We start from the raw sequence: 21,886 nt of genomic DNA, 5'->3' as shown, positions 1-21,886 counted from the left end.
GCAGGTATGAAGGCTGAGCACTACGTGGGCGGCATGTTCCGGTCGGACGGGGTGGAGTTCCCGCTCGTCGACCCGGTGGACGGGGCCGAGTCCGGGACGGCCCCCGAGGCGACGCGCGAGGTCGTCGACGACGCCGTGCGGGCGGGCCGCGCGGCACTCGCCGGGGCCTGGGGCGCGGCGACGGCCGAGGAACGGGCGGCGGCGCTCCGGCGGATCGCCGACGGCATCGAGGCCCGGTTCGAGGAGTTCGTGGACGCCGAGACAGGTGACACGGGCAAGCCACGCGAGCTCGCCTCCACCGTCGACATTCCGAGGGCGATCGGCAACTTCCGGGCCTACGCGGACCTGCTGTACGGCAGGCCCGAGCGGGCCTACACGACGGCTGTGCCGGGCTGGAGCGGCGGCACCGGGCAGGCGCTCAACTACACCGTGCGGCGCCCTCTCGGCGTCGTCGCGATCATCTCGCCCTGGAACCTCCCGCTGCTCCTGCTGACCTGGAAGGTGGCCCCCGCGCTGGCGGCCGGCAACGCGGTGGTCGCCAAGCCGTCGGAGGAGACACCCTCGACGGCGACGCTGCTGGCCTCGGTGATCCATGAGGCCGAGCTTCCCCCCGGTGCGTTCAACCTGGTCCACGGGCACGGCGCCGGGGCGGCCGGGGAGTTCCTCACCGGGCACCCGGGCGTGGACGCGATCGCCTTCACCGGAGAGTCGGCCACCGGCGCCGCCATCATGCGCAACGCCGCCGACCACGTGACGCCGCTGTCGTTCGAGCTCGGCGGCAAGAACCCCGCGATCGTCTTCGCCGACGCCGACCTGGACGCGGCCGTCGCGGGCACCGCGCGGTCCTCCTTCACCCACTCCGGCCAGATCTGCCTGTGCACCGAGCGTGTCTACGTCGAACGGCCCGTCTTCGACGAGTTCGTGGCGGCGCTGGGCGAGCGGGCCAGGGCGCTGGCGGACTTCGGGCCGATGATCTCGGCCGCGCACCGGGACAAGGTGCTCTCGTACTACCGGCTTGCCCGCGAGGAGGGCGCGACCGTCGTCGCGGGAGGCGGGGTGCCCGTCTTCGGCGACCGGCGCGACTCCGGCTTCCACGTCGAGCCGACCGTGCTGACCGGCCTCCCCGAGACCGCCCGGACGGTCCGCGAGGAGATCTTCGGACCGGTCTGCCATGTCGCCCCCTTCGACACCGAGGAGGAGGCGCTCCGCCTCGCCAACGACAGCCCGTACGGGCTGGCCGCCACCGTGTGGACCCGCGACCTGTCCCGGGCGCATCGGGTGGCGCCACGGGTCGAGACCGGCATCGTGTGGGTCAACTGCTGGAACCTGCGCGACCTGCGGACCCCGTTCGGCGGTGTCAAAGCCTCCGGCATCGGCCGCGAGGGTGGCGAATACTCGCTGGACTTCTTTTCCGAACCCGTCAATGTCTGCATCCAGATTTAAGAGAGCCGAGAGCGAGCCTGTGACCCAGCAGCCCCAAACGACTCAGACGACCATGACGACCATCGAGGCGGCGGCCGAGCGCATCCTCGGCGCGTACGCCTCCGGCGTGCCGTGCGAGCCCGTCCGCGACCTGATCGACGGCGTCGACGCCGCGTACACCGTCCAGCAGCGGCTGACCGAGGGCTGGCTGGCGTCCGGACGGCGGCTGGCCGGCCGGAAGGTGGGCCTGACGTCGGCGGCCGTCCAGGCTCAGCTGGGCGTGGACAGCCCCGATTTCGGCGTCCTCTTCGCCGACATGGCGGTGCCGGACGGCGCGGAGATCCCGGCCGGATCGGTCATGCAGACCAAGGCCGAGGCCGAGGTGGCGCTCGTCCTGGAACACGACCTCACGTTCGAACGGCACACCGTCGCCGACGTCATCCGGGCCGTCGCCTTCGTGCTCCCCGCCATCGAGATCGTGGGCAGCCGCATCCGCGACTGGGACATCACGCTCGCCGACACCGTCGCCGACAACGCCTCATCCGGCATGTACGTCCTGGGCAACCGCCCCACCCGCCTTCAGGACGTCGACCTGCGGCTCTGCGGGATGGTCCTGGAACGCCGGGGCGAGCAGCTGTCCACCGGCACCGGCGGCGCCTGCCTGGGCCACCCGCTCAACGCGGCGCTCTGGCTCGCCGACATCGCCGTGCGGCTCGGACGCCCGCTGCGCGCTGGGGACACCGTGCTGACCGGGGCGCTCGGGCCGGTGGCGGTGCCCGCTCCCGGCGATGTGCTGGAGGCCCGCATCGAGGGGCTCGGCGACGTGCGCGTCGCCTTCGCGAAGGAGGCCTCGTGACCAAGCCGGTGACCGACATCGCCGTCTTCGCCGAGATCCTCGAAGGGGCCGTACGCGACGTCCGCGCGGTGCCCAAGCTCACCGACACCGAGCCGTTCGACGGCGCGACCGCCTACGAGATCCAGCGCGCCGGCATCGCTCGCCGCGAGCGTCGCGGCGAGCGCCGCATCGGCGTGAAGATGGGTTTCACCAGCCGCGCGAAGATGATCCAGATGGGCGTCGACGACGTCATCTGGGGGCAGCTCACCGACGCGATGCTCATCGAGTCGACGCTGGACCTGTCGGGGCTCATCCACCCGCGCGTCGAGCCGGAGATCGTGTTCCTGCTCGGCCGCGACGGCTTCAAGGTCGCCGTGGGCTTCGAGGTGCTGGACTCGCGCTACGAGGACTTCAAGTTCACCTTGCCGGACGTCATCGCCGACAACGCGTCCGCGGCTGGATTCGGCTTCGGTGCCTGGCATGAGCCGCGCGACCTGTCGAACGTCGGGCTCGTCATGGAGATCGACGGCCGGACCGTGCAGACCGGCTCGTCCGCCGCGATCCTCGGTGACCCGGTCCGATCGCTGCGCGCCGCCGTACGGCTCGCCCGCGACGCCGGCACGCCGCTCGAACCCGGCTCGATCATCCTGGCCGGAGCCGCGACCGCCGCCGTCCCGCTCCCCAAGGACGCCCACGTGCGCGTGACGGGCGCCGGGCTGGGCAGCGTGGAGGTGACGACGAAGTGAGCGACGCATTCACCATCCAGGGCAAGGCCAAGCCGCGCGGGCGCTTCCCTCACGTGAAGCGCGCGGGCGACTTCGTCTACGTGTCGGGCACGAGCTCGCGGCGACCGGACGGCACGTTCGCCGGGGCGAGCGCCGACGCGATGGGCGTCACCGACCTCGACATCCGCGAGCAGACGCGCGCCGTCCTCGACAACATCCGTGACCTGCTGAAGGTGGCCGGCGGAGACCTCGGCGACCTCGTCAACGTCACGACCTACCTGGTCAACATGAACGACTTCGGCGGCTACAACGAGGTCTACGGCGAGTTCTTCGACGAGACCGGACCGGCGCGCACCACCGTCGCCGTCCACCAGCTGCCGCATCCGCACCTGCTGATCGAGATCTCGTGCGTGGCGTACATCCCCGCGATCATCCCCGCGAAGGAGACCCTCACCAAGGAGACACAGTCATGACCCTGCCACAGCTCAGCCACGGGCAGCCGTTCAACTTCCCGAAGTGGATCGACGAGCACCGCGACCTGCTCAAGCCGCCGGTCGGCAACAAGCAGGTCTTCGAGGACGCCGGCCTGATCGTGATGGTCGTCGGCGGGCCCAACCAGCGCACCGACTTCCACGACGATCCGACCGAGGAGTTCTTCTACCAGCTCAAGGGCAACATGGTGCTGCGCGTCATGGAGGACGAGGGCAAGCCGCCGGTCGACGTCCAGATCAACGAGGGTGACGTCTTCCTGCTGCCGCCGCACGTCCGGCACTCGCCGCAGCGGCCCGAGGAGGGCTCGATCGGCCTCGTCGTCGAGGTCTCCCGTCCGGAGGGCCTGCGCGAGGCGTTCGAGTGGTACTGCATGAGCTGCCACCACCTCGTTCATCGCGCCGAGCTCCAGGTTCGCTCGATCGTCGACGACCTGCCGCCCACGTTCCAGAGGTTCTACGACGGCGACCGCAAGTGCCCGAACTGCGCTGCCGTGCACCCGGGCAAGCAGTGGCCCGCCGAGCTCCGCCCGCAGACCCGGAAGCGAGCCTCGTGAGCGTGATCGACGTCCACGCCCATGTCTTCCCGCCGATCACCCGGGACGAGGCCCGGGTGCTGGCGGGCGCGGGCGAGCCGTGGCTGCGCGAGAACGGCGACGGCACCGGCATGATGATGAGCGGCGACGCCGAGTACCGCCCGGTGGCCCCCGAGCTGTGGGATCCGGCGGCCCGCCTCGCCGCGATGGACCGTGTCGGCGTCGACGTGCAGGCGGTCTCGTCCACCCCGCTGATGTTCGGGTACGACGCGGAGGCCCCCCGCGCCGCCGACTGGTGCGAGCTGGTGAACGACCGCATCCTCGCCTACTGCGCGGACACCCCTAGCCGGCTCCTCCCGCTCTGCCAGGTGCCGCTCCAGGACAGCGAGCTGGCCTGCGCCGCCGTCACCAAGGCCAAGGCCGCCGGGCACCGCGGCGTGCACATCGGCAACCACGTCGGGGCGCGCTACCTGGACGACGCGGAGATCACCGCGTTTCTCGCGCACTGCGCCGACGAAGGCATGCCGGTGCTCGTGCATCCCTGGGACATGCTCGGCGACGACCGGATGGGCGGCCGCTACATGCTGCCGTGGCTGGTCGGCATGGCCGCCGAGACCCAGCTGTCGATCCTGTCGCTGATGTTGTCGGGTGCGTTCGAACGGCTGCCCGGCTCGCTGAAACTCTGCTTCTGCCACGGCGGCGGCAGCTTCGCCTACCTCCTCGGCCGCGCTGACAACGCCTGGCGCAACCGCGACATCGTCCGCAAGGACTCGCCCAAGCCACCCTCGGCCTACACCGACCGCTTCTACGTCGACTCGGCCGTCTTCGACCCGGGAGCACTGCGTTTGCTGGTCGAGGTGATGGGGGCCGATCGCGTCATGCTCGGCACCGACTTCCCGTTCCCCCTCGGCGAGCTGGAGCCCGGCTCGACCATCCGCGCCTGCGAGTCGCTGACCGACGCGGAGTGTGCCGCGCTGCTCGGCGGCAACGCCCGCCGCTTCTTCGATCTGGAAGGGACCACGCCCCGATGAAGACTCCGTTGACGAAGAGCAGAGTCGCGATCATCGGCTCGGGCAACATCGGCACGGATCTGATGATCAAGGTGATCCGGCTGTCGGACAGCCTGGAGGTCGTGGCGATGGCCGGGATCGACGCCGGCTCCGACGGCCTCGCCCGGGCCCGCCGCCTCGGCGTGGCCACCACCCACGAGGGCGTCGAGGGCCTGGTGAAGCTCGACGTGTTCGCCGATGTCGCGATCGTTCTCGACGCCACCTCGGCCAAGGCGCACGAGCACAACGCCGCCGTCCTCGCCCCGTACGGCAAGCGGCTCGTCGATCTGACGCCCGCCGCGATCGGCCCTTACGTCGTCCCGCCCGTCAACCTGGACGAGCACCTGGACGCACCCAACGTCAACATGGTCACCTGCGGCGGCCAGGCCACCGTCCCGATCGTCGCGGCCGTCTCCCGGATCGCCCCGGTGCGGTACGCGGAGATCGTCGCCTCGATCGCCTCGAAGTCGGCCGGGCCCGGCACCCGCGCCAACATCGACGAGTTCACCGAGACCACGTCCCGGGCACTGGAGGTCGTGGGCGGCGCCGCGCGCGGCAAGGCGATCATCGTGCTCAACCCGGCCGAGCCGCCGCTTGTCATGCGCGACACCGTCTACTGCGTCGTCGGCGACTGCGACGAGGAGGCCGTGCGCACCTCGGTCGAGAAGATGGTCGACGAGGTCGCCGCGTACGTGCCCGGCTACCGGCTCAAACAGCAGGTCCAGATCCGTCCCCTCACGTCCGGCGATCCGCTCGCAGACCTGGCCGGAGGGGAGGGACATCTCGTGTCGGTGTTCCTCGAGGTGGAGGGCGCCGCGCACTACCTGCCCGCGTACGCCGGAAATCTCGACATCATGACCTCCGCAGCGCTGCGGGTGGCGGAGAGGCTGGCTCTGTGATGACCCACGAGCTGTACGTCCAGGACGTGACGTTGCGGGACGGCATGCACGCCATCCGGCACCGCTACACCGTCGACCAGGTGCGAGAGATCGCCGCCGCCCTCGACGCGGCGGGCGTGGACGCGATCGAGGTCGCGCACGGCGACGGGCTGGCGGGCTCCAGCGTCAACTACGGGCCGGGCGCGCACCTGGACGAGGAGTGGATCGCGGCGGCGGCCGAGGTCATGGAACGCGCCGTCCTCACCACGCTGCTCCTGCCCGGGATCGGCACGATCGCCGAGCTGAAGCGGGCGTACGAACTGGGCGTCAGGTCCGTGCGCGTCGCGACGCACTGCACCGAGGCCGACATCTCCGCCCAGCACATCGCCACCGCGCGTGAGCTCGGCATGGACGTCGCCGGCTTCCTGATGATGTCCCACATGGCCCCGGCCCCCAAGCTCGCCGAGCAGGCCAAGCTCATGGAGTCGTACGGCGCGCACTGCGTCTACGTCACCGACTCCGGCGGGCGGCTCACCATGGACGGCGTCCGCGACCGTGTCCGCGCGTACCGCGACATCCTTGACCCGGAGACCGAGATCGGTATCCACGCCCACCACAACCTCGGCCTCGGCGTCGCCAACTCGGTCGTCGCCGTCGAGAACGGCGTCCGCCGCGTGGACGCCTCGCTCGCCGGGATGGGCGCGGGCGCCGGCAACTGCCCGCTGGAGGCCTTCGTCGCCGTCGCCGACCTCATGGAGTGGAAACACGGCTGCGACGTCTTCCGGCTCATGGACGCCGCCGACGACATCGTCCGGCCGCTCCAGGACAGGCCCGTTCAGGTGGACCGGGAGACCCTGACGCTCGGCTACGCGGGCGTCTACTCCAGCTTCCTGCGGCACGCCGAGGACGCGGCCCGCCGCTATGGCCTCGACACCCGCGACATCCTCGTCGAGGTGGGGCGCCGCGGCATGGTCGGCGGCCAGGAGGACATGATCGTCGACATCGCGCTGGACCTGATCGGGGGAGAGAAATGACCGGTGAGCAGGAGGCCGAGGCCCGGCAGCTGGACGAGGCCGACCCGCTCCCGTCGGCGCGGGCGGAGTTCCACGTGCCGCCCGCGCCCGGCGGGCTCTACGAGGAGTCCGCCTACTTCGCGGGCAACTCGCTGGGCCTCCAGCCGCGCGCGGTCGCCGGGCGTCTCCGCGAGGAACTCCAGGACTGGGCGCGGCTCGGCGTCGAGGGCCACACGCAGGCCCGGCGCCCCTGGGTGGACTACCACGAGCTCCTGCGCGAGCCCGCCGCCCGCCTGGTCGGCGCGCTGCCGCACGAGGTCGTCGCGATGAACTCGCTCACGGTCAACCTGCACCTGATGATGGCCACGTTCTACCGGCCCGCCGGGGAGCGGACCCGGATCGTGATCGAGGACTCCGCCTTCCCCTCCGACTCGTACGCGGTGGCGAGCCAGGCCGTCCATCACGGGCTGGACCCGGCGGAGACGGTCGTCCGCCTGCGTCCGCGAGCCGGTGAGGAGCACCTGCGCACCGAGGACATCGTGGACCTCCTCGAACGCGACGGGCACCGGGTCGCGGTCGTCCTGCTCGGCGGCGTCAACTACCTGACCGGCCAGCTCATGGACATGCAGGCCATCACCAAGGCCGGCCGGGCCGCCGGCGCCGTGGTCGGCTGGGACCTGGCGCACGCGGCGGGGAACGTGCCGCTGCACCTGCACGATTGGGACGTGGACTTCGCCGCCTGGTGCACCTACAAGTACCTCAATTCCGGCCCGGGAGCCGTGGCGGGCTGCTTCGTCCACGAACGCCATGTCCGGAACAGGTCACTACCCAGGCTCTCTGGCTGGTGGGGGACCGACCCGGCGACGCGCTTCCGGATGGAGCCGGAGATCTCGCCGCCCGCCTCGGCCGACGCCTGGCAGCTGTCCAACCCGCCGATCATGGCGCTGGCGCCCGTGCTGGCCTCGCTGGAGATCTTCGACCGGTACGGGATGGACGCGCTGCGGGCCAGGAGCGAGCGGCTCACCGGGTATCTCGCGGCCCGGCTGGCCGGCGCCGCCGAGATCATCACCCCGGACGACCCGGCCGCGCGCGGATGCCAGCTTTCCCTCCGGGTCGGCGACGCCGGGGGCCTGGTACGGCGGCTGGCGGGCTCGTTCGGCGTGATCGCCGACGCCCGCGAGCCCGATGTGGTACGGCTCGCGCCGGTGCCTCTCTACAACACTTTCCACGACTGCCACCGCGTGGTGGAGGCGCTGGCGAGCCTCAGGGGGTAGGCTGAAGGTGTTGCAGTCGTCATTTCCTCGTACGTTTGTTCAATCGAAGCGCCCGCAGGAAGTTCAAGACAGCGGGCATTTCTTCTTTCTCCGGCCATTCCGGCGAAACGGAAAATCGGCCCGCAGGCAGCCCCGGTCCGCCACCCGGCGGACGGTGAGGTTTCACCAGGAGAGAGAAACATGACCGAAGGCACCGTGAAGTGGTTCAACGCCGAAAAGGGTTTTGGCTTCATCGCGCCGGACGACGGCGGCCCTGACGTCTTCGTCCACTACTCGGCGATCGCCACCAGTGGCTACCGCAGCCTTGACGAAAACCAGCGCGTCGCGTTCGAGATCACGCAGGGCCAGAAGGGCCCGCAGGCCGAAGGCGTCACCGCGCTCTGAAGCACCCCTGGTCTTCCGGCAGGCCCGCACCACGTCCGCGTGGTGCGGGCCTGGTCGTTTCAGGAGGTCGTTTCAGGAGAACGACCACGCGAAGACGTGGAGCGAACCGCCTCCCTCTTCCGGCGTGCTCAGCGTGAAGCTCTTCACCTGCTTGTCCTTGTCGAGCTCGATCGGGGCGGCGGCGAACACGTAGACGTTGATCTTGTGTGGTGTCCCGTCGCCGCCGTTCCGGTAGGCCGCCTTGGCGATGATCTCGTTGCCGAACTTCGGGGGATAGGCGTCGGCTCCCAGGGCCCAGTCGCTCAGCCCCAGCGTTCCGCTCTGCGTGGAGCCGTCGGTGTAGGTGACGGTGACCGTGGTCTGCACGTCTCCGTTGCCGGACGCGCCGAGGAACGCGAGCCGTCCCGCCTTGGGGGCGTCGGCGAGCTCGATCGTCTGGCCTTGCGCCTGCACGTTGTCGAGCTGCCCCGGACGCCGGGTGGGCCAGCCGAAGGTGAAACCGTTCCAGGGCACCTGCTTGCCCGGTGTCAGGCCCGCGGCGGCGAGCGCCTGAGTGGAGTACGACCAGCCGCCGCCGTCGAAGTTGGCGGTGCCGGGGGCACTGTCATCGGAGATCCCGGCGTTGTTGTGGTACCACTCGATCGTCCCCTTGCGGGCGACGTTGACCGTCACGCCCGCGTCCCCGGCGCCAGGGATGTCGAACGGCACGGAGTGATAGTCGAGCTTGGCGCCGGCCGCCACGGAGATCGTCACCTGCTGGTCGGCGTGGCCTGAGGCGGGCACGGTGAGCGTCCCGGACTCCGGCGTCACGGTGATCCCCGCCGGGGGCCGCGCCTTCCAGGAGACCGTGCCGCCGCCCGCCAGTGCCTGCACGCGCAGGGTCGTGGTGCCGGAGCCGCCGGGTTCGAGCGGGATCAGCCCGGGGCTGACGGCAGTGAGGTACGACCTGCCGCCCTCGCCGAACGACGGCGGAGCGTCCGACTCGGCCGATCCGAACGCCGTGTTGGGCGACTCTCCCATCGTGAAGTCGAGGCGTCCGCCGTTGCGGGCGAACGACTCCGGCAGCCAGGCCTTCGAGGTGCTCTTGCCGCCGACCTTCAGGGCCTGGATGTAGCGCGCCGTGTCCGAGACGCCGGGCGCGTTGATCGTCACCTTCTGCCCGGACGAGCGCCTGACCTCGATCTTGGCGAACGCCGGGCCGTTCACCAGCAGCTCGGCCCGGCCCGGGATCACCGGGTAGACACCGAACGAGGCCCAGATGTACCACGCGGACATGGTGCCGAGGTCGTCGTTCCCGACCAGGCCGTCCGGCGTCGGCTTGAACAGCTCCCTGCGGGCGCGGTCGACCACGTCCTGCGTCCGGTAGGGCTTCCCGGCCCATGCGTACAGCCACGGTGACTGCATCGAGGGCTCGTTGCCGAGGTAGGCGTACGGCTCGTGCGGGCCCGCGTTCAGTTTGGTGAAGAAGTGGTCCAGCCGCTTGGCCGCCTCGTCGCGCCCGCCCATCGCGTTGAACAGGCTGCGCACGTCCTGATAGGTCATCCAGTGGTACTGAGCGCCGTTGCCCTCGACGTACCAGCCGGAATCGGCCGGATCGAACGGGCTGAGGAACGAGCCGTCGGCGAACCTCGGCTGGATCCAGCCGTTCAGCGGGTTGTAGAGGTTCTGCCAACTGTGCGACCGCTGCATGAACGTCTTCGCCGTGCCCTGGTCGCCGAGCCGCTCGGCCATCTGCGCGATGCCGAAGTCGGCGATCCCGTACTCCTCGGTGGTGGCGACGTCGCCCGGCACGTAACCCAGCTTGAGGTACTGGGCGTTACCTGGCCGCTCGGTGTAACCGGACTTCGGGCCGATCCGTTCCGCGCCCGCGATCATCGACGCCAGCGCGCCCTTGGCGTCGAACCCGCGCGCGCCGAACGCGTAGGTGCTCGCGATGATCGAGTGGTACGGATCGCCGTTCATGACGCCGGTGATGGTGTTCTGATGCGACCAGCGATCCCAGACGTCGCCGATCGATCGCGCGTTCTCGTACATCGACTGCGCGATGTCGGAGGCCACGTCCGGCGCGAGGAACGCCAATAGTTGCGTCTCGCTTCGGTAGATGTCCCACCCGGAGAACGTCGCGTATTGGTGATGCCCCTTGCGCACCTTCTGGGTCCGGTAGTCGAAGCCCGTGTACGTGCCGTCCACGTCGTCGAAGACATAGGGCTGGAGGAAGACGTGGTAGAGCGCGGTGTAGAACGTGCGCAGCCGGTCGACGGAGCCCCCGGTGACCTTCACCTGCGACAACCTGCGCTGCCAGGCGTCCCGGGCCGACGCGCGGACCTTGTCGAAGTCCTTGCCGCCGATCTCGGCGCGGAGGTTCCGCTTGGCGCCGTCAATGCTCACGTACGACAGGCCGGTGCGCATCTGGACCGGCTTGTCCGAGTCGAACTGCAGGTAGATCCCCGAGCCGGGTCCCTTCACGTTCACATCACCCGCGAACGTGCGGCGCGTGGACGGAGAGGACCGCCCGTCCCGCCCGTTGTTGACACGGCCGACGGGTTTGGCGGTCTCGCGCGGGATCTTCGGCGGAGCCGCCCCCCGCGCCCTCTCGGCACGCGGCTGCACCGAGTCGTCCTTCCACGTGCCGTACGCCCGGACCGGCCGGTCGAATGTGGCGTGGAAGTAGACGTAGTAGCGGCTCTTGGCGCCGCAGAAGCCACCGGTCTTGGCCCAGCCGTAGACGGTGTTGCCCCGGATCGTCGCCTCGGCGTCGTCCACCCCGTTGATGGAGCCGGTGACGTTGACCAGGACGGTCCCGGGCTTGCCTGCGGGGAATGTGAAGCGCCCGACCCCGGCGCGCGTCGAGGCGGTCAGCTCGGTCTTGACCCCGGTGTCGGTCGTGACGCCGTAGTAGCCGGGGCTCGCCTGCTCGTTCTCGTGCTTGAACGTCTGCACGTAGTCGGCGCCGTTCGTGGCGGGGGAGCGGCCGATCGTCCCCGAGACCGGGATGACCGGGAAGTCCTGCGCGCCCGTGCACCCGGGGCCGTTGATGTGGGTCATCGAGAAGCCGCGGAGCCGGTTGTCCTCGTACTTGTAGCCGCCGCCCGACGTGCGGACGGTGTCCGGGCTCCACTGCATCATTCCGAACGGGGTCACCGCGCCGGGGAAGTTCATCCCGGCGCCGCCGCCGTGGCCGAAGTCGGGACCGCCGTCCTTGGTGCCGACGAACGGGTTCACGTGGGAAGTGAGGTCGGGGCCCGGGAGAAGCAGGCCGGCCTGGGCGGGGGCGGCGGGGGCCACGGGGAGCAAAACCAGGGCGAGGGCCCCGGCGAGGAGGGCTTTGGGGGAGCGGGATGCGGACACGTGTGCTCCTTGAGGACGTGTCGTCGATGACAACGTTGTCAAAGCACCCCGATGGTCGTCGCCGGACGCGGGCGCGTCAATGACCGGATCCGGCCTGTCGCTCAGGCCCCAGGTCGTGGTGACATCAGTGACATGGGGGACAGGCGGCCGACCATGCGGGATGTCGCGGCGGCGGCGGGGGTGAGCCTCAAGACGGTGTCGCGCGTGGTCAACGGCGAGGATTTCGTGCGGCCCGACACGGCCGAGCGAGTGCACGACGCGATCGCCCGGCTCGGCTTCCAGCGCAACGACCTCGCCCGCACGCTGCGCGGCGGCGGGCGGACCCGCAGCATCGGCCTGATCATCGAGGACGTCGCCAACCCGTTCTACTCGCAGATCGCCCGCGGCGTCGAGGACGTGGCGCGGGCCGGGGGACGGCTGGTCATCTCCGGCAGTTCGGACGAGGACCCGGCACGCGAGCTGCTCCTCATCCGGTCCCTGTGCGAACGCCGCGTGGACGGCCTCCTGATCGTGCCGTCCGAGACGGGCGACCCCCGCCTCCGCGCCGAGCTGATCTCAGGCACCCCGGCGGTCTTCCTGGACCGGCCACCCGGCGACCCCGCCGCGCCGGACGACACAGTGCCGGCTGACACGGTGCTGATCGACAACGTCGGCGGAGCGCGCACGGCCGTCGAGCACCTGCTCGCCCACGGCCATCGCCGGATCGCCTGCCTGGTCGACCTTCCGGAGATCTTCACGGCGCGGCAACGCCACCAGGGCTACCTCGAAGCGCTCGCCGCGCACGGCGTCCCGGCCGACCCCGCGCTCGTACGGACGGGACGCCACGACGTGCGGGGCGCCGGGCACGCCATGACCGAGCTGCTCGCGCTGCCCGACCCGCCGACCGCCGTCTTCGCCGGCAACAACCTGCTGACGGTCGGAGCGCTGCGCGTGATCGGAGCCGTGGGCGCGCACGTCGCGCTGGTCGGCTTCGACGACTTCGAGCTCGCCGATCTGCTGGCGACCCCGGTCACCGTCGTCGCCCATGAACCCGCCGACATGGGCAGGCAGGCGGCCGGCCTGCTCGAAGCCCGCATCCGGGGCGACGCGCGCCCGCCCGCGCGGATCCTGCTCCCGACCCGTCTTGTCGTCCGCGGCTCCGGAGAGATACCGCCCCGCCAGGGATGACGGCGCTCAGCGCAACCGCTCAGCGCAGCGCAGCCGCTCAGCGCAGCCGTTCGCCGTGGCGGAGCCGGTCGAGGCCGAGCCAGATGAACTCCACCGAAATGCGCTCGGCCCGTTCGCGTGGAATCTCGGGATGGTCGAGCCACCAGGACACCATCGAGAGCATCGACCCGTACATCAGCGGCACCAGCAGCCGGGCCCGGCGCTCGTTGGCCTCGAGCACGGCGGGCGACAGCGCCGGGTCGACCCGGCGCCGCCTCAGCAGGATGTCCGCGAACGCCTCGCCGAGCCGGTCCCGCAGCTCACGCAGCTCCAAACCGACCTCGGGCTTGTCCAGATGCCGCACGACCAGCGCCCAGGCGTCGGGTTTCTCGGTGCCATAGTCGAACAGCACCCGGACCATCGCCCGGATGCCCGCCACCGATTCCTGCTCGCCCAGCACCGCCTCGTTCAGCCGCTGCCTGATGTCGGCGACGATCGCCTCCGTCACTTCGGCGAAGAGGTCTTCCTTCGAGGTGAAGTGCTGGTAGAGCAGCGCCTTGGAGACCTGCGCGGCGGCGGCGACGTGCTCCATCTGGGTCAGGTGGTAGCCCCGGCGCCCGAACTCCTCCAGCGCGACCTGCAGGAGTTGCTCACGCCGCCGGGCGTACGGCATACGGCGCCGTACGCCCGGAGCAGGCTCTACCTTTTCCGTTCCAGCTGTTTCCCCCGTGGCGTCCGTCATTGGCCGACGTACTTACCCAATTCGGCGCGGGCCACGGAACGCACGTGGACCTCGTCGGGCCCGTCGGCGAGGCGGAGCGTGCGCAGCCCGGCCCACATGCTCGCCAGCGGGGTGTCGTCGCTGACGCCGGCGCCGCCGTGCACCTGGATCGCCCGGTCGACGACCTCCAGCGCGATACGGGGCGCGATGACCTTGATGGCGGCCACCTCGGAACGGGCGGCCTGCACGCCGTGCTTGTCGATCATCCAGGCGGTCTTGAGGGTGAGCAGGCGGGCCTGCTCGATCGCCATCCGCGACTCGGCGATCTGCTCGCGGACCACGCCCTGCTTGGCCAGCGGCCCGCCGAAGGCGACACGCGACACGGCGCGTTGGCACATCAGCTCCAGCGCGCGCTCGGCCATGCCGATGGCGCGCATGCAGTGGTGGATGCGGCCGGGTCCGAGGCGCGCCTGGGCGATGGCGAAGCCGCCGCCCTCCTCACCGACGAGGTTCTCCACCGGGACGCGGACGTCGGTGAAGCGGATCTCGCAGTGGCCGTGCTGGTCGGAGTACCCGAACACGGGCAGCGGCCGGACGACCTCCACGCCGGGAGTGTCGAGCGGCACCAGCACCATCGACTGCTGCCGGTAGCGGTGGCCCTCCGGGTCGGTCTTGCCCATCACGATCATGATCTTGCAGCGCGGGTCGGCGGAGCCGCTGATCCACCACTTGCGCCCGTTGATGACGTAGTGGTCGCCGTCGCGCTCGATCCGGGTGGAGATGTTGGTGGCGTCGGAGCTGGCCACGTCCGGCTCGGTCATGGCGAACGCGCTGCGGATCTCGCCGTTCAGCAGCGGCTTCAACCAGCGCTCCTTCTGCTCGGGCGTGCCGAACAGGTGGAGCACCTCCATGTTGCCGGTGTCGGGCGCCGCGCAGTTGATGGCCTCGGGCGCCAGGTGCGGGGAGCGGCCTGTCACCTCGGCGAGGGACGCGTAGTCGGTGACCGACAGGCCGTGAGCGGGGTCCTCGCTGTCGGGTAGGAAGAGGTTCCAGAGGCCGCGTTTGCGGGCCTCCACCTTGAGCTCCTCGACGATCGGCGGGACGGTGTGCTCGTGGCCCGCCGCGCGGAGCTCGTGCCGCTGAGTCTCGTAGACCGGCTCGGCGGGGTAGACGTGAGAGTCCATGAAGTCCTGAAGCAGGCCCATGTACTCCTGGGCCCGCGCACTCAAACCGAAGTCCATTCGGTTATAGTAACTGACGGGTCAGTTACTTAGGAAGGGAGGGCCGATGGAGGGGCTGATGGAGGGCAGGGTCGCGCTCATCACGGGCGGATCGAAGGGCATCGGGGCGGCGGTCGCCCGGCGGCTGGCCGGCGAGGGTGCCGGGGTCGTGCTCGCGGACATCGACGAGGACCGCGGCGCCGCGCTCGCCAAGGAGCTGGATGGCGTGTTCGTACGGTGCGACGTCCGCGAACCCGCCGACAGCGAGGCGGCGGTCGCGGCGGCGGTGGAGCGGTTCGGCGGGCTGGACATCGCGTTCCTGAACGCGGGGATCGCCAGCGGGTGCGGCGTGGACGCCGACTTCGACCTGGAGACCTACCGGCGCGCGATGGCGATCAACGTCGACGGAGTCGTCTACGGCGTGCACGCCGCGCTGCCTGCGCTCCGGGCCCGGGGCGGCGGCCAGATCATCGCCACCGCGAGCATGGCCGCTCTCACCGCGACGCCGTTCGACCCGGTCTACGGTGCCAACAAGGCGGCGGTGGTGGGTCTGGTCCGCGCACTCGGCCCCGCCCACCTGGCTGAGGGAATCCGGGTCAACGCGTTGTGCCCGTCGTTCGCCGACACCGACATCCTGGGCCCGATGAAGAGCCAGCTTGAGGAGACCGGTTTCCCGATCCTCCACGTGTCCGATGTGGTGGAGGCCTTCATGGCGATCCTGGCGGCCGACACCGCCGGGGACGCCTGGTTCGTGGTGCCGGGCCGCGAGTCCGGCCCGTTCAAGTTCCGCGGCGTCCCCGGCCCGCGCTGAGAGAGGACCAGAGACATGCGCGCCATCCAGATCACCGAGTTCGGCGGCCCCGAGGTCCTGAACGTCACCGAGCTGCCCGACCCGGTCGCGGGCGACGGGCAGCTGCTCGTCGAGGTCTCCCGGGCCGGCATCAACTACGCCGACACCCACCAGGCCGAGAACAGCTACCTGTCCCCGTCCACGCTGCCGATGGTGCCGGGCGGCGAGGTCGTCGGCCGCACCGCCGACGGCCGCCGGGTCGTCGCCCTCGTCGGCACCGGCGGGTACGCGGAGAAGGCGGTCGCTCCCGCCACGCTGGCCTGGGACGTGCCGGACGCCATCGACGACCTGACCGCGCTCGGCATGATCGTGCAGGGCGCCACGGCCTGGATTCTGCTGCGCCGCAGCGTGCACATGGAGCCGGGCGAGTCCGTGGTCGTGCACGCCGCCGCGGGCGGGGTCGGCACGCTGGCCGTGCAGCTCGCCAAGGCCTGGGGCGCTGGCCGCGTCATCGCCACCGCCTCGACGAAGGAGAAGCGCGACCTCGCCCTGGAGCTCGGCGCCGACGTCGCCGTGGACGCGGCCGAGCCCGACATGAAGGCCGCGCTGATCGAGGCCAACGGCGGCCGGCGCGTGGACATCGTGCTGGAGATGACCGGCGGCACCGTCACCGACGACAGCCTCAAGGCCCTCGCCCCGTACGGCCGCCTCGCCTTCTACGGGATGGCCTCGCGGCAGCAGCCCCAGCCGGTGAAGCCCGCGAACCTCATGGCCCACTCCACGACCATCGCCGGCATGTGGCTGGCGCACATCTTCCAGCTGCCCGGCGATCTGATGCGCAAGGCGCTGGACGACCTGTTCGCGCTCGCCGCCGACGGGCGCCTGCGCGTCATCGCGGGCGGCGAGTACGGCTTGCCGGAGGTACGCCGGGCACACGAGGACCTGCGGGCGCGGCGGACCAGCGGCAAGCTGCTGCTCGACCCGTCACGCTGACGTGTCTCAGCCGACCAGGCCGTTCTCGTAGGCGTAGACCACGGCCTGGGTGCGGTCGCGGAGGGCGAGCTTGGTGAGGACGTGCCCCACGTGCGTCTTGATGGTCTGCTCGGCGAGCACCAGCTCGGCGGCGATCTCCGCGTTCGACAACCCGCGCGCGATGAGCCGCAGCACGTCGAGCTCGCGCGGGGTGAGCCCCGCGGTCGCGCCGGGGCTGGGCCGCTGGTGGCGGCGCCGCCGCGCGAAGTCGCCGATGAGCCGCCGGGTGATCGACGGCGCGAGCAGCGCGTCGCCGGTGGAGACCACCCGGACGCCGTTGACCAGGTCGGCGGCGGAGGCGTCCTTGAGCAGGAAACCGCTGGCCCCGGCGCCGAGCGCCTCGTACACGTACTCGTCGAGGTCGAACGTGGTGAGGACCAGCACCTTGGGCCGCACCCCGGCCGGGTCCACCCCGTCGGGGGGCGGCTCGCCGACCAGCTCCGCCGTGGCGGCCAGGCCGTCCATCTCCGGCATGCGGATGTCCATGACGATGACGTCGGGGTCGAGCTCGCGGGCCATCTCCACGGCCTCCCGGCCGTTGCCCGCCTGCCCGATCACCTCGATCTCCGGATCGGAGGACAGCAGCGCGGCCAGGCCGTCGCGGATCATCACCTGATCGTCGGCGATCAGCACCCGAATGCTCACGGAAGCACCTTACGGCGTGACCGCGATCTTCGGTGGGGTTGTCTAGTCCTCGCCGTACGGGAGCTCGGCCGCGACCTGCCAGCCGCCGCCCTCGTGCGTGGCGGCGGTGAGGACGCCGCCCAGCATCGTGACCCGTTCGTGCATGCCGACCAGCCCGTGGCCGCCGCCCTGCGAGTCGTCCGGCGTCGTGCGCGCGCCGTCGTCGGTGATGGTCACCTGCAGCGCGTCCCGCGCGTACCTGATCTCCACCAGCACCCGCGACCCCGGCGCGTACCGGGAGGCGTTGCTGAGCGACTCCTGGACGATCCGGTACGCCGACAGGTCGACCCCCGCCGACACCTCCCGCGGCACGCCGACGATGGCGAGCTCCACTGACAGGCCAGACCGGCGCGCCCCGGCGAGCAGCTCCTCCAGGAGGTTCAGGCCCGGCTGCGGCGCGCGTTCGGCGCCCTCGTCGTCGGAGCGCAGCAGCCCGACGACGCGGCGGGTCTCGGTGAGGGCGTCGCGGGCCGCGTCGCGGACGACGCCGAAGGTCTGCCGGGCGGCGTCCGGCAGGTCGGGGATCTTGTACGGCGCGGCCTCGGCCTGCATGGCGATCACCGACATGTGGTGGGCCACGACGTCGTGCAGCTCGCGTGCGATGCGTGCGCGCTCCTCCAGCACCGCCGCCCGGGCGAGGTCCTGGCGGCGCAGCGCCTCCTGCTCGCGCAGGCTCTGTTCGGCGGCCGAGCGCCCGCCGATCGCGTCACCGAAGGCGAGGGCCATGATCACAAGCCCGGCGAGGATCAGCCCGAACCAGCCGGGCATGGAGCCGAGCGCGCCCGGCACGATCACCCCGGCGATGGTGACCACGCCTACGCCGATCGTGGTCTGGCGCTCGCAGCCCACACCGACCATGAACAGCATGAGCATGAACGCCAGCCACGCCGTCACCGGCCAGGGCCAGAAGTACCTGCCGTCCATGACCGGGACACCGGCCAGGAAGCCCAGCGCGCTGATCCGCCATGCCATGAGGGGCCATCGCGGCGCGAACAGCAGAGGCAGCACCTGCGCCAGTCCCAGAAACCAGGCGGCGGAGGCGGTGGGCTCCGACTTGTAGACGTTCAGCGGGATCGCGATCGTGCCGCCGGTGAACCCGATCGTCATGGCCAAGAGAATCAGGCCGATCGGTATGCGCAGCCAGAGCGGCCTGGGCAAGAGCAGCCTGTGCGGCCCGCCGGGCGGGGACAGCACGGCGTTGCGGACGCCTTTGACGACCGCCATCGGCGTGTGCGCTGCGGAGTGACTGTGCACGTTCATTTGAGCCCGAGCCTAGGCCGCCGCGGGCATTCTGACGTGCCCCCGAAGAGGGAGATCCCATCCGATCCCTGAGTATCACCGCTGACCAGTGCCTCGCCGGCGCAGACGCGGGGCGCCCGTGCGATTGCCGGGTCTTTACGGCTATCATGAGGGCATGGCGGCTGTTTTCGAGACGACGACGCCGGGTCGCTCCCGGCGCCGCGGCCGCATGTCCTGACTTTCGCACGCGGTGAGGCCCCGGGAGTTCTTCCCGGGGCCTTCTCCGTTTGCCCAGGGCCTCGACTCGATAGCATCAAATCCGTTCAAGCATGAGAACCGCATCGCCCACATCACCATCGCGAGGAGAATCCGTGTCCACCGTGTCTGAGCTGCGCATCACCCTCGACGGAAGCGAGCGAGTGGTGCCCGCAGGCACGACCGCCGGGGAGGCCCTCCAGGCGGACGGCCGAAAGGTGATCGCCGCCCGCGTCGGCGGCGAGCTGCGCGACCTGGCCTACGAGGTGCGCGACGGCGACGAGATCGAGCCGGTCGAGATCGGCTCCGGCGACGGCCGCGCGATCATGCGCCACTCGGCCGCGCACGTGATGGCCCAGGCCGTCCAGGAGTTGTTCCCGGGCACCAAGCTGGGCATCGGCCCGCCCGTCGAGAACGGCTTCTACTACGACTTCGACGTCGCGGAGCCGTTCACCCCCGACGACCTCAAGCGCATCGAGAAGCGCATGCGCGAGATCGTCAAGCAGGGGCAGCGGTTCTCCCGGCGCCCGGTCTCCGACGAGGCCGCCCGCGAGGAGCTGGCGGGCGAGCCCTACAAGCTGGAGCTGATCGGGCTCAAGGGCGCCGCGGGGTCCGACGACGGCGCCAATGTGGAGGTCGGCGCGGGCGAGCTCACCATCTACGACAACCTCGACGCCAAGAGCGGCGACCTTCGGTGGAAGGACCTGTGCCGCGGGCCGCACGTGCCCACCACCCGCGTCATCCCGGCGTTCAAGCTGATGCGCACCGGCGGCGCCTACTGGCGGGGCAGCGAGAAGAACCCGCAGCTCCAGCGGATCTACGGCACCGCCTGGGAGTCCCGGGAAAAGCAGGACGAATACCTCAAGTTCCTTGAGGAGGCCGAGAAGCGCGACCACCGCAAACTCGGCGCCGAGCTCGACCTGTTCTCGTTCCCCAACCAGATCGGCAGCGGGCTGGCGGTCTTCCATCCCAAGGGCGGCGTCGTCCGCAGGGTGATGGAGGACTACTCGCGCCGGCGGCACGAGGAGGAGGGCTACGAGTTCGTCAACACCCCCCACATCACCAAGGGCGACCTCTTCGAGACCTCCGGGCACCTCGGCTGGTACAAGGACGACATGTTCCCGCCGATGGAGGTCGACGGGGGTGACTACTACCTCAAGCCGATGAACTGCCCGATGCACAACCTGATCTTCGACGCGCGCGGGCGGTCCTACCGGGAGCTCCCGCTGCGGATGTTCGAGTTCGGCAGCGTCTACCGGTTCGAGAAGTCGGGCGTCGTGCACGGCCTCACCCGCGTGCGCGGCATGACCCAGGACGACGCGCACATCTACTGCACCAAGGAGCAGATGGGCGACGAGATCAAGTCGCTGCTCTCCTTCGTGCTGGGGCTGCTGCGCGACTACGGGCTCAACGAGTTCTACCTGGAGCTGTCCACCCGGGACGACTCGGAGAAGTTCATCGGTGAGGCCGCCGACTGGGAGGAGGCGACCGCCGCGCTGAAGCAGGCCGCCGACGAGTCCGGTCTCGATCTGGTGGACGACCCGGGCGGCGCCGCGTTCTACGGCCCGAAGATCTCCGTGCAGGCCAAGGACGCGATCGGCCGGACCTGGCAGCTGTCCACCATCCAGGTGGACTTCAACCAGCCCAAGCGGTTCGCGCTGGAGTACCAGGCGGCCGATGGCACCCGGCAGCAGCCGGTCATGATCCACCGGGCGTTGTTCGGCTCGATCGAGCGGTTCTTCGGCGTGCTGCTGGAGCACTACGCGGGCGCCATGCCGCCGTGGTTGTCGCCGGTGCAGGCGGTCGGCATCCCGATCGGCGACGCGCACGTCCCGCATCTGGACAAGATCGCGGCCAAGCTGCGGGAGCAGGGCATCCGGGTTGAGGTCGACGCGTCCTCGGACCGCATGCAGAAGAAGATCCGCAACGCGCAGAAGCAGAAGATCCCGTTCATGCTGCTCGCCGGTGACGACGACGTCGCCAAGGACGCGGTGTCGTTCCGCTACCGCAACGGCGACCAGAAGAACGGTGTCCCGATCGACGAGGCGGTCGCCGAGATCGTCAAGGCGGTCGAGGCCCGCGTCCAGATCTGACGCCGGACGTGGACCGCCGGGCGAGTTGATAGCCTCGGCGGTCACTTGTCACAACCGGGGTCACTTGTCACAACCGGGAGAATGCGGATGGGGTCCACGAGGCCGCGCGGAAGACCGCGTTCGGCCTGGAGCCGTGTCCTCGGCTACGGGGGCTCGGCGGCCCTCGTCGTGGCCGCGATCGTGGTCCTGCTCATGCCGCTGCTGGACAAGGGGCGCGCGGGCGGGGCCCCCACCGGAGGGCAGGCCGCAGGCACGCTGGTGCCCTCGCCCGGGCAGGCCCCCGCGGCCGGTGATCCCACCGGAGGGCAGGCCCCGGGCCGCCAGCCCAACCCCGGGCAGCCCCAGCAGAACCAGTCCACCGGACGTCCCTATCCCGGGCAGCAGGGCCCGGGGCAGCAGGGGTCCGGCCCGCCGTTGCCCGGCACCGGCGGCGGCACCGGCACGATCACCTGGTGTCCCGTCGGCACCGCGCTCTACCGGCAGGTCGGCGGCGCCCTCGAGGTCGACGTGAAGGTCGCCGGCAACGGCTTCGTCCGCGCCGAGGTGACCGTTCGGGGCGGCCGCACCACCTCCCAGCAGACCACCGTCAAGGGCGGCCGGCTGCACACCTTCAAGTTCGGCGGCGTCTCCGTCGCCGCCGTACAGCGAGTCAAGATCACCACGTTCACCGGGCTGGCGACGGAGAGCTGCTACGCCAGCCCCGGCGGGTGACGCTCGGAAACCGCTTGGTATCGGCGTGTCGTCTGTCTAGAGT

The 21,886-nt window shown here is 70.7% G+C and carries 20 protein-coding genes; 15 read left to right on the top strand and 5 right to left on the bottom strand.

The window, feature by feature from the left end:
• The first annotated feature begins 6 nt into the window (after positions 1-6).
• The 10 genes from ACH34W_RS47305 to ACH34W_RS47260 all read left to right on the top strand — a co-directional run bounded on the left by ACH34W_RS47305 (position 7) and on the right by ACH34W_RS47260 (position 8,604).
• Positions 7-1,443 (top strand): 2-hydroxymuconic semialdehyde dehydrogenase, encoded by a 1,437-nt coding sequence (locus ACH34W_RS47305; protein ID WP_395967817.1) that lies wholly within the window; start codon positions 7-9, stop codon positions 1,441-1,443.
• A gap of 52 nt (positions 1,444-1,495) precedes the next feature.
• On the top strand, positions 1,496-2,278 hold the full coding sequence (locus ACH34W_RS47300) for a 2-keto-4-pentenoate hydratase (RefSeq protein WP_395967816.1): 783 nt from the start codon (positions 1,496-1,498) through the stop codon (positions 2,276-2,278).
• The gene (locus ACH34W_RS47295) at positions 2,275-3,003 is read left to right on the top strand and encodes a 2-keto-4-pentenoate hydratase (protein ID WP_395967815.1); all 729 of its coding nucleotides are present in this window, start codon (positions 2,275-2,277) and stop codon (positions 3,001-3,003) included. Before ACH34W_RS47300 ends, ACH34W_RS47295 begins: the two co-directional genes overlap by 4 nt.
• A complete protein-coding gene (locus ACH34W_RS47290) occupies positions 3,000-3,455 on the top strand; it encodes a RidA family protein (protein ID WP_395967814.1) in 456 nt (151 codons plus the stop codon). The genes ACH34W_RS47295 and ACH34W_RS47290 overlap by 4 nt, the downstream gene beginning before the upstream one ends.
• Entirely contained in the window at positions 3,452-4,027 is a 576-nt protein-coding gene (locus tag ACH34W_RS47285) for a 3-hydroxyanthranilate 3,4-dioxygenase (RefSeq protein ID WP_395967813.1), read from the top strand. The genes ACH34W_RS47290 and ACH34W_RS47285 overlap by 4 nt, the downstream gene beginning before the upstream one ends.
• A gap of 2 nt (positions 4,028-4,029) precedes the next feature.
• Entirely contained in the window at positions 4,030-5,037 is a 1,008-nt protein-coding gene (locus ACH34W_RS47280) for an amidohydrolase family protein (protein WP_395967812.1), read from the top strand.
• An 8-nt stretch (positions 5,038-5,045) separates the two neighbouring features.
• Positions 5,046-5,954, top strand: a complete 909-nt coding sequence (locus ACH34W_RS47275) for an acetaldehyde dehydrogenase (acetylating) (protein ID WP_395967811.1) — start codon at positions 5,046-5,048, stop codon at positions 5,952-5,954.
• A complete protein-coding gene (gene dmpG / locus ACH34W_RS47270; RefSeq protein WP_395967810.1) occupies positions 5,954-6,967 on the top strand; it encodes a 4-hydroxy-2-oxovalerate aldolase in 1,014 nt (337 codons plus the stop codon). Before ACH34W_RS47275 ends, dmpG begins: the two co-directional genes overlap by 1 nt.
• Positions 6,964-8,220 carry a kynureninase gene (gene kynU, locus ACH34W_RS47265; protein WP_395967809.1) on the top strand — a complete coding sequence of 419 codons (1,257 nt, stop codon included), beginning with the start codon at positions 6,964-6,966 and terminating at the stop codon, positions 8,218-8,220. Before dmpG ends, kynU begins: the two co-directional genes overlap by 4 nt.
• Before the next feature lie 180 nt (positions 8,221-8,400).
• The gene (locus tag ACH34W_RS47260; RefSeq protein ID WP_395967808.1) at positions 8,401-8,604 is read left to right on the top strand and encodes a cold-shock protein; all 204 of its coding nucleotides are present in this window, start codon (positions 8,401-8,403) and stop codon (positions 8,602-8,604) included.
• Between the two features lie 72 nt (positions 8,605-8,676).
• Here the strand turns inward: ACH34W_RS47260 and ACH34W_RS47255 are convergent, their stop codons facing one another.
• Entirely contained in the window at positions 8,677-11,952 is a 3,276-nt protein-coding gene (locus ACH34W_RS47255) for a GH92 family glycosyl hydrolase (protein WP_395967807.1), read from the bottom strand.
• A gap of 132 nt (positions 11,953-12,084) precedes the next feature.
• Between ACH34W_RS47255 and ACH34W_RS47250 the strand changes: the two genes are divergently transcribed.
• A complete protein-coding gene (locus ACH34W_RS47250) occupies positions 12,085-13,119 on the top strand; it encodes a LacI family DNA-binding transcriptional regulator (RefSeq protein WP_395967806.1) in 1,035 nt (344 codons plus the stop codon).
• Between the two features lie 37 nt (positions 13,120-13,156).
• Here the strand turns inward: ACH34W_RS47250 and ACH34W_RS47245 are convergent, their stop codons facing one another.
• Positions 13,157-13,840: a TetR/AcrR family transcriptional regulator gene (locus tag ACH34W_RS47245; protein WP_395967805.1), complete on the bottom strand. Its 684-nt coding sequence runs from the start codon at positions 13,838-13,840 to the stop codon at positions 13,157-13,159.
• Positions 13,837-15,060 carry an acyl-CoA dehydrogenase family protein gene (locus ACH34W_RS47240; protein WP_395967804.1) on the bottom strand — a complete coding sequence of 408 codons (1,224 nt, stop codon included), beginning with the start codon at positions 15,058-15,060 and terminating at the stop codon, positions 13,837-13,839. The genes ACH34W_RS47245 and ACH34W_RS47240 overlap by 4 nt, the downstream gene beginning before the upstream one ends.
• Positions 15,061-15,106: 46 nt before the next feature.
• On the opposite strand from ACH34W_RS47240, the gene ACH34W_RS47235 reads away from it, so the two are divergent.
• Positions 15,107-15,850, top strand: a complete 744-nt coding sequence (locus ACH34W_RS47235) for an SDR family oxidoreductase (RefSeq protein WP_395967803.1) — start codon at positions 15,107-15,109, stop codon at positions 15,848-15,850.
• 15 nt (positions 15,851-15,865) lie between these two features.
• A complete protein-coding gene (locus tag ACH34W_RS47230; protein WP_395967802.1) occupies positions 15,866-16,822 on the top strand; it encodes a zinc-binding alcohol dehydrogenase family protein in 957 nt (318 codons plus the stop codon).
• 6 nt (positions 16,823-16,828) lie between these two features.
• Here the strand turns inward: ACH34W_RS47230 and ACH34W_RS47225 are convergent, their stop codons facing one another.
• Together ACH34W_RS47225 and ACH34W_RS47220 are read right to left on the bottom strand one after the other, a co-directional pair.
• Positions 16,829-17,506 (bottom strand): response regulator, encoded by a 678-nt coding sequence (locus tag ACH34W_RS47225; protein ID WP_395967801.1) that lies wholly within the window; start codon positions 17,504-17,506, stop codon positions 16,829-16,831.
• A gap of 42 nt (positions 17,507-17,548) precedes the next feature.
• Entirely contained in the window at positions 17,549-18,805 is a 1,257-nt protein-coding gene (locus tag ACH34W_RS47220; protein ID WP_395967800.1) for a sensor histidine kinase, read from the bottom strand.
• Between the two features lie 350 nt (positions 18,806-19,155).
• Between ACH34W_RS47220 and thrS the strand changes: the two genes are divergently transcribed.
• The gene (thrS, locus tag ACH34W_RS47215) at positions 19,156-21,132 is read left to right on the top strand and encodes a threonine--tRNA ligase (RefSeq protein ID WP_395967799.1); all 1,977 of its coding nucleotides are present in this window, start codon (positions 19,156-19,158) and stop codon (positions 21,130-21,132) included.
• 87 nt (positions 21,133-21,219) lie between these two features.
• Positions 21,220-21,843 carry a hypothetical protein gene (locus ACH34W_RS47210; protein ID WP_395967798.1) on the top strand — a complete coding sequence of 208 codons (624 nt, stop codon included), beginning with the start codon at positions 21,220-21,222 and terminating at the stop codon, positions 21,841-21,843.
• Positions 21,844-21,886: the final 43 nt, after the last annotated feature.

Source organism: Actinomadura sp. 6N118 (assembly GCF_044326415.1).
GTDB lineage: Bacteria > Actinomycetota > Actinomycetes > Streptosporangiales > Streptosporangiaceae > Spirillospora.
This window is presented reverse-complemented; position numbering and strand designations above follow the sequence as displayed.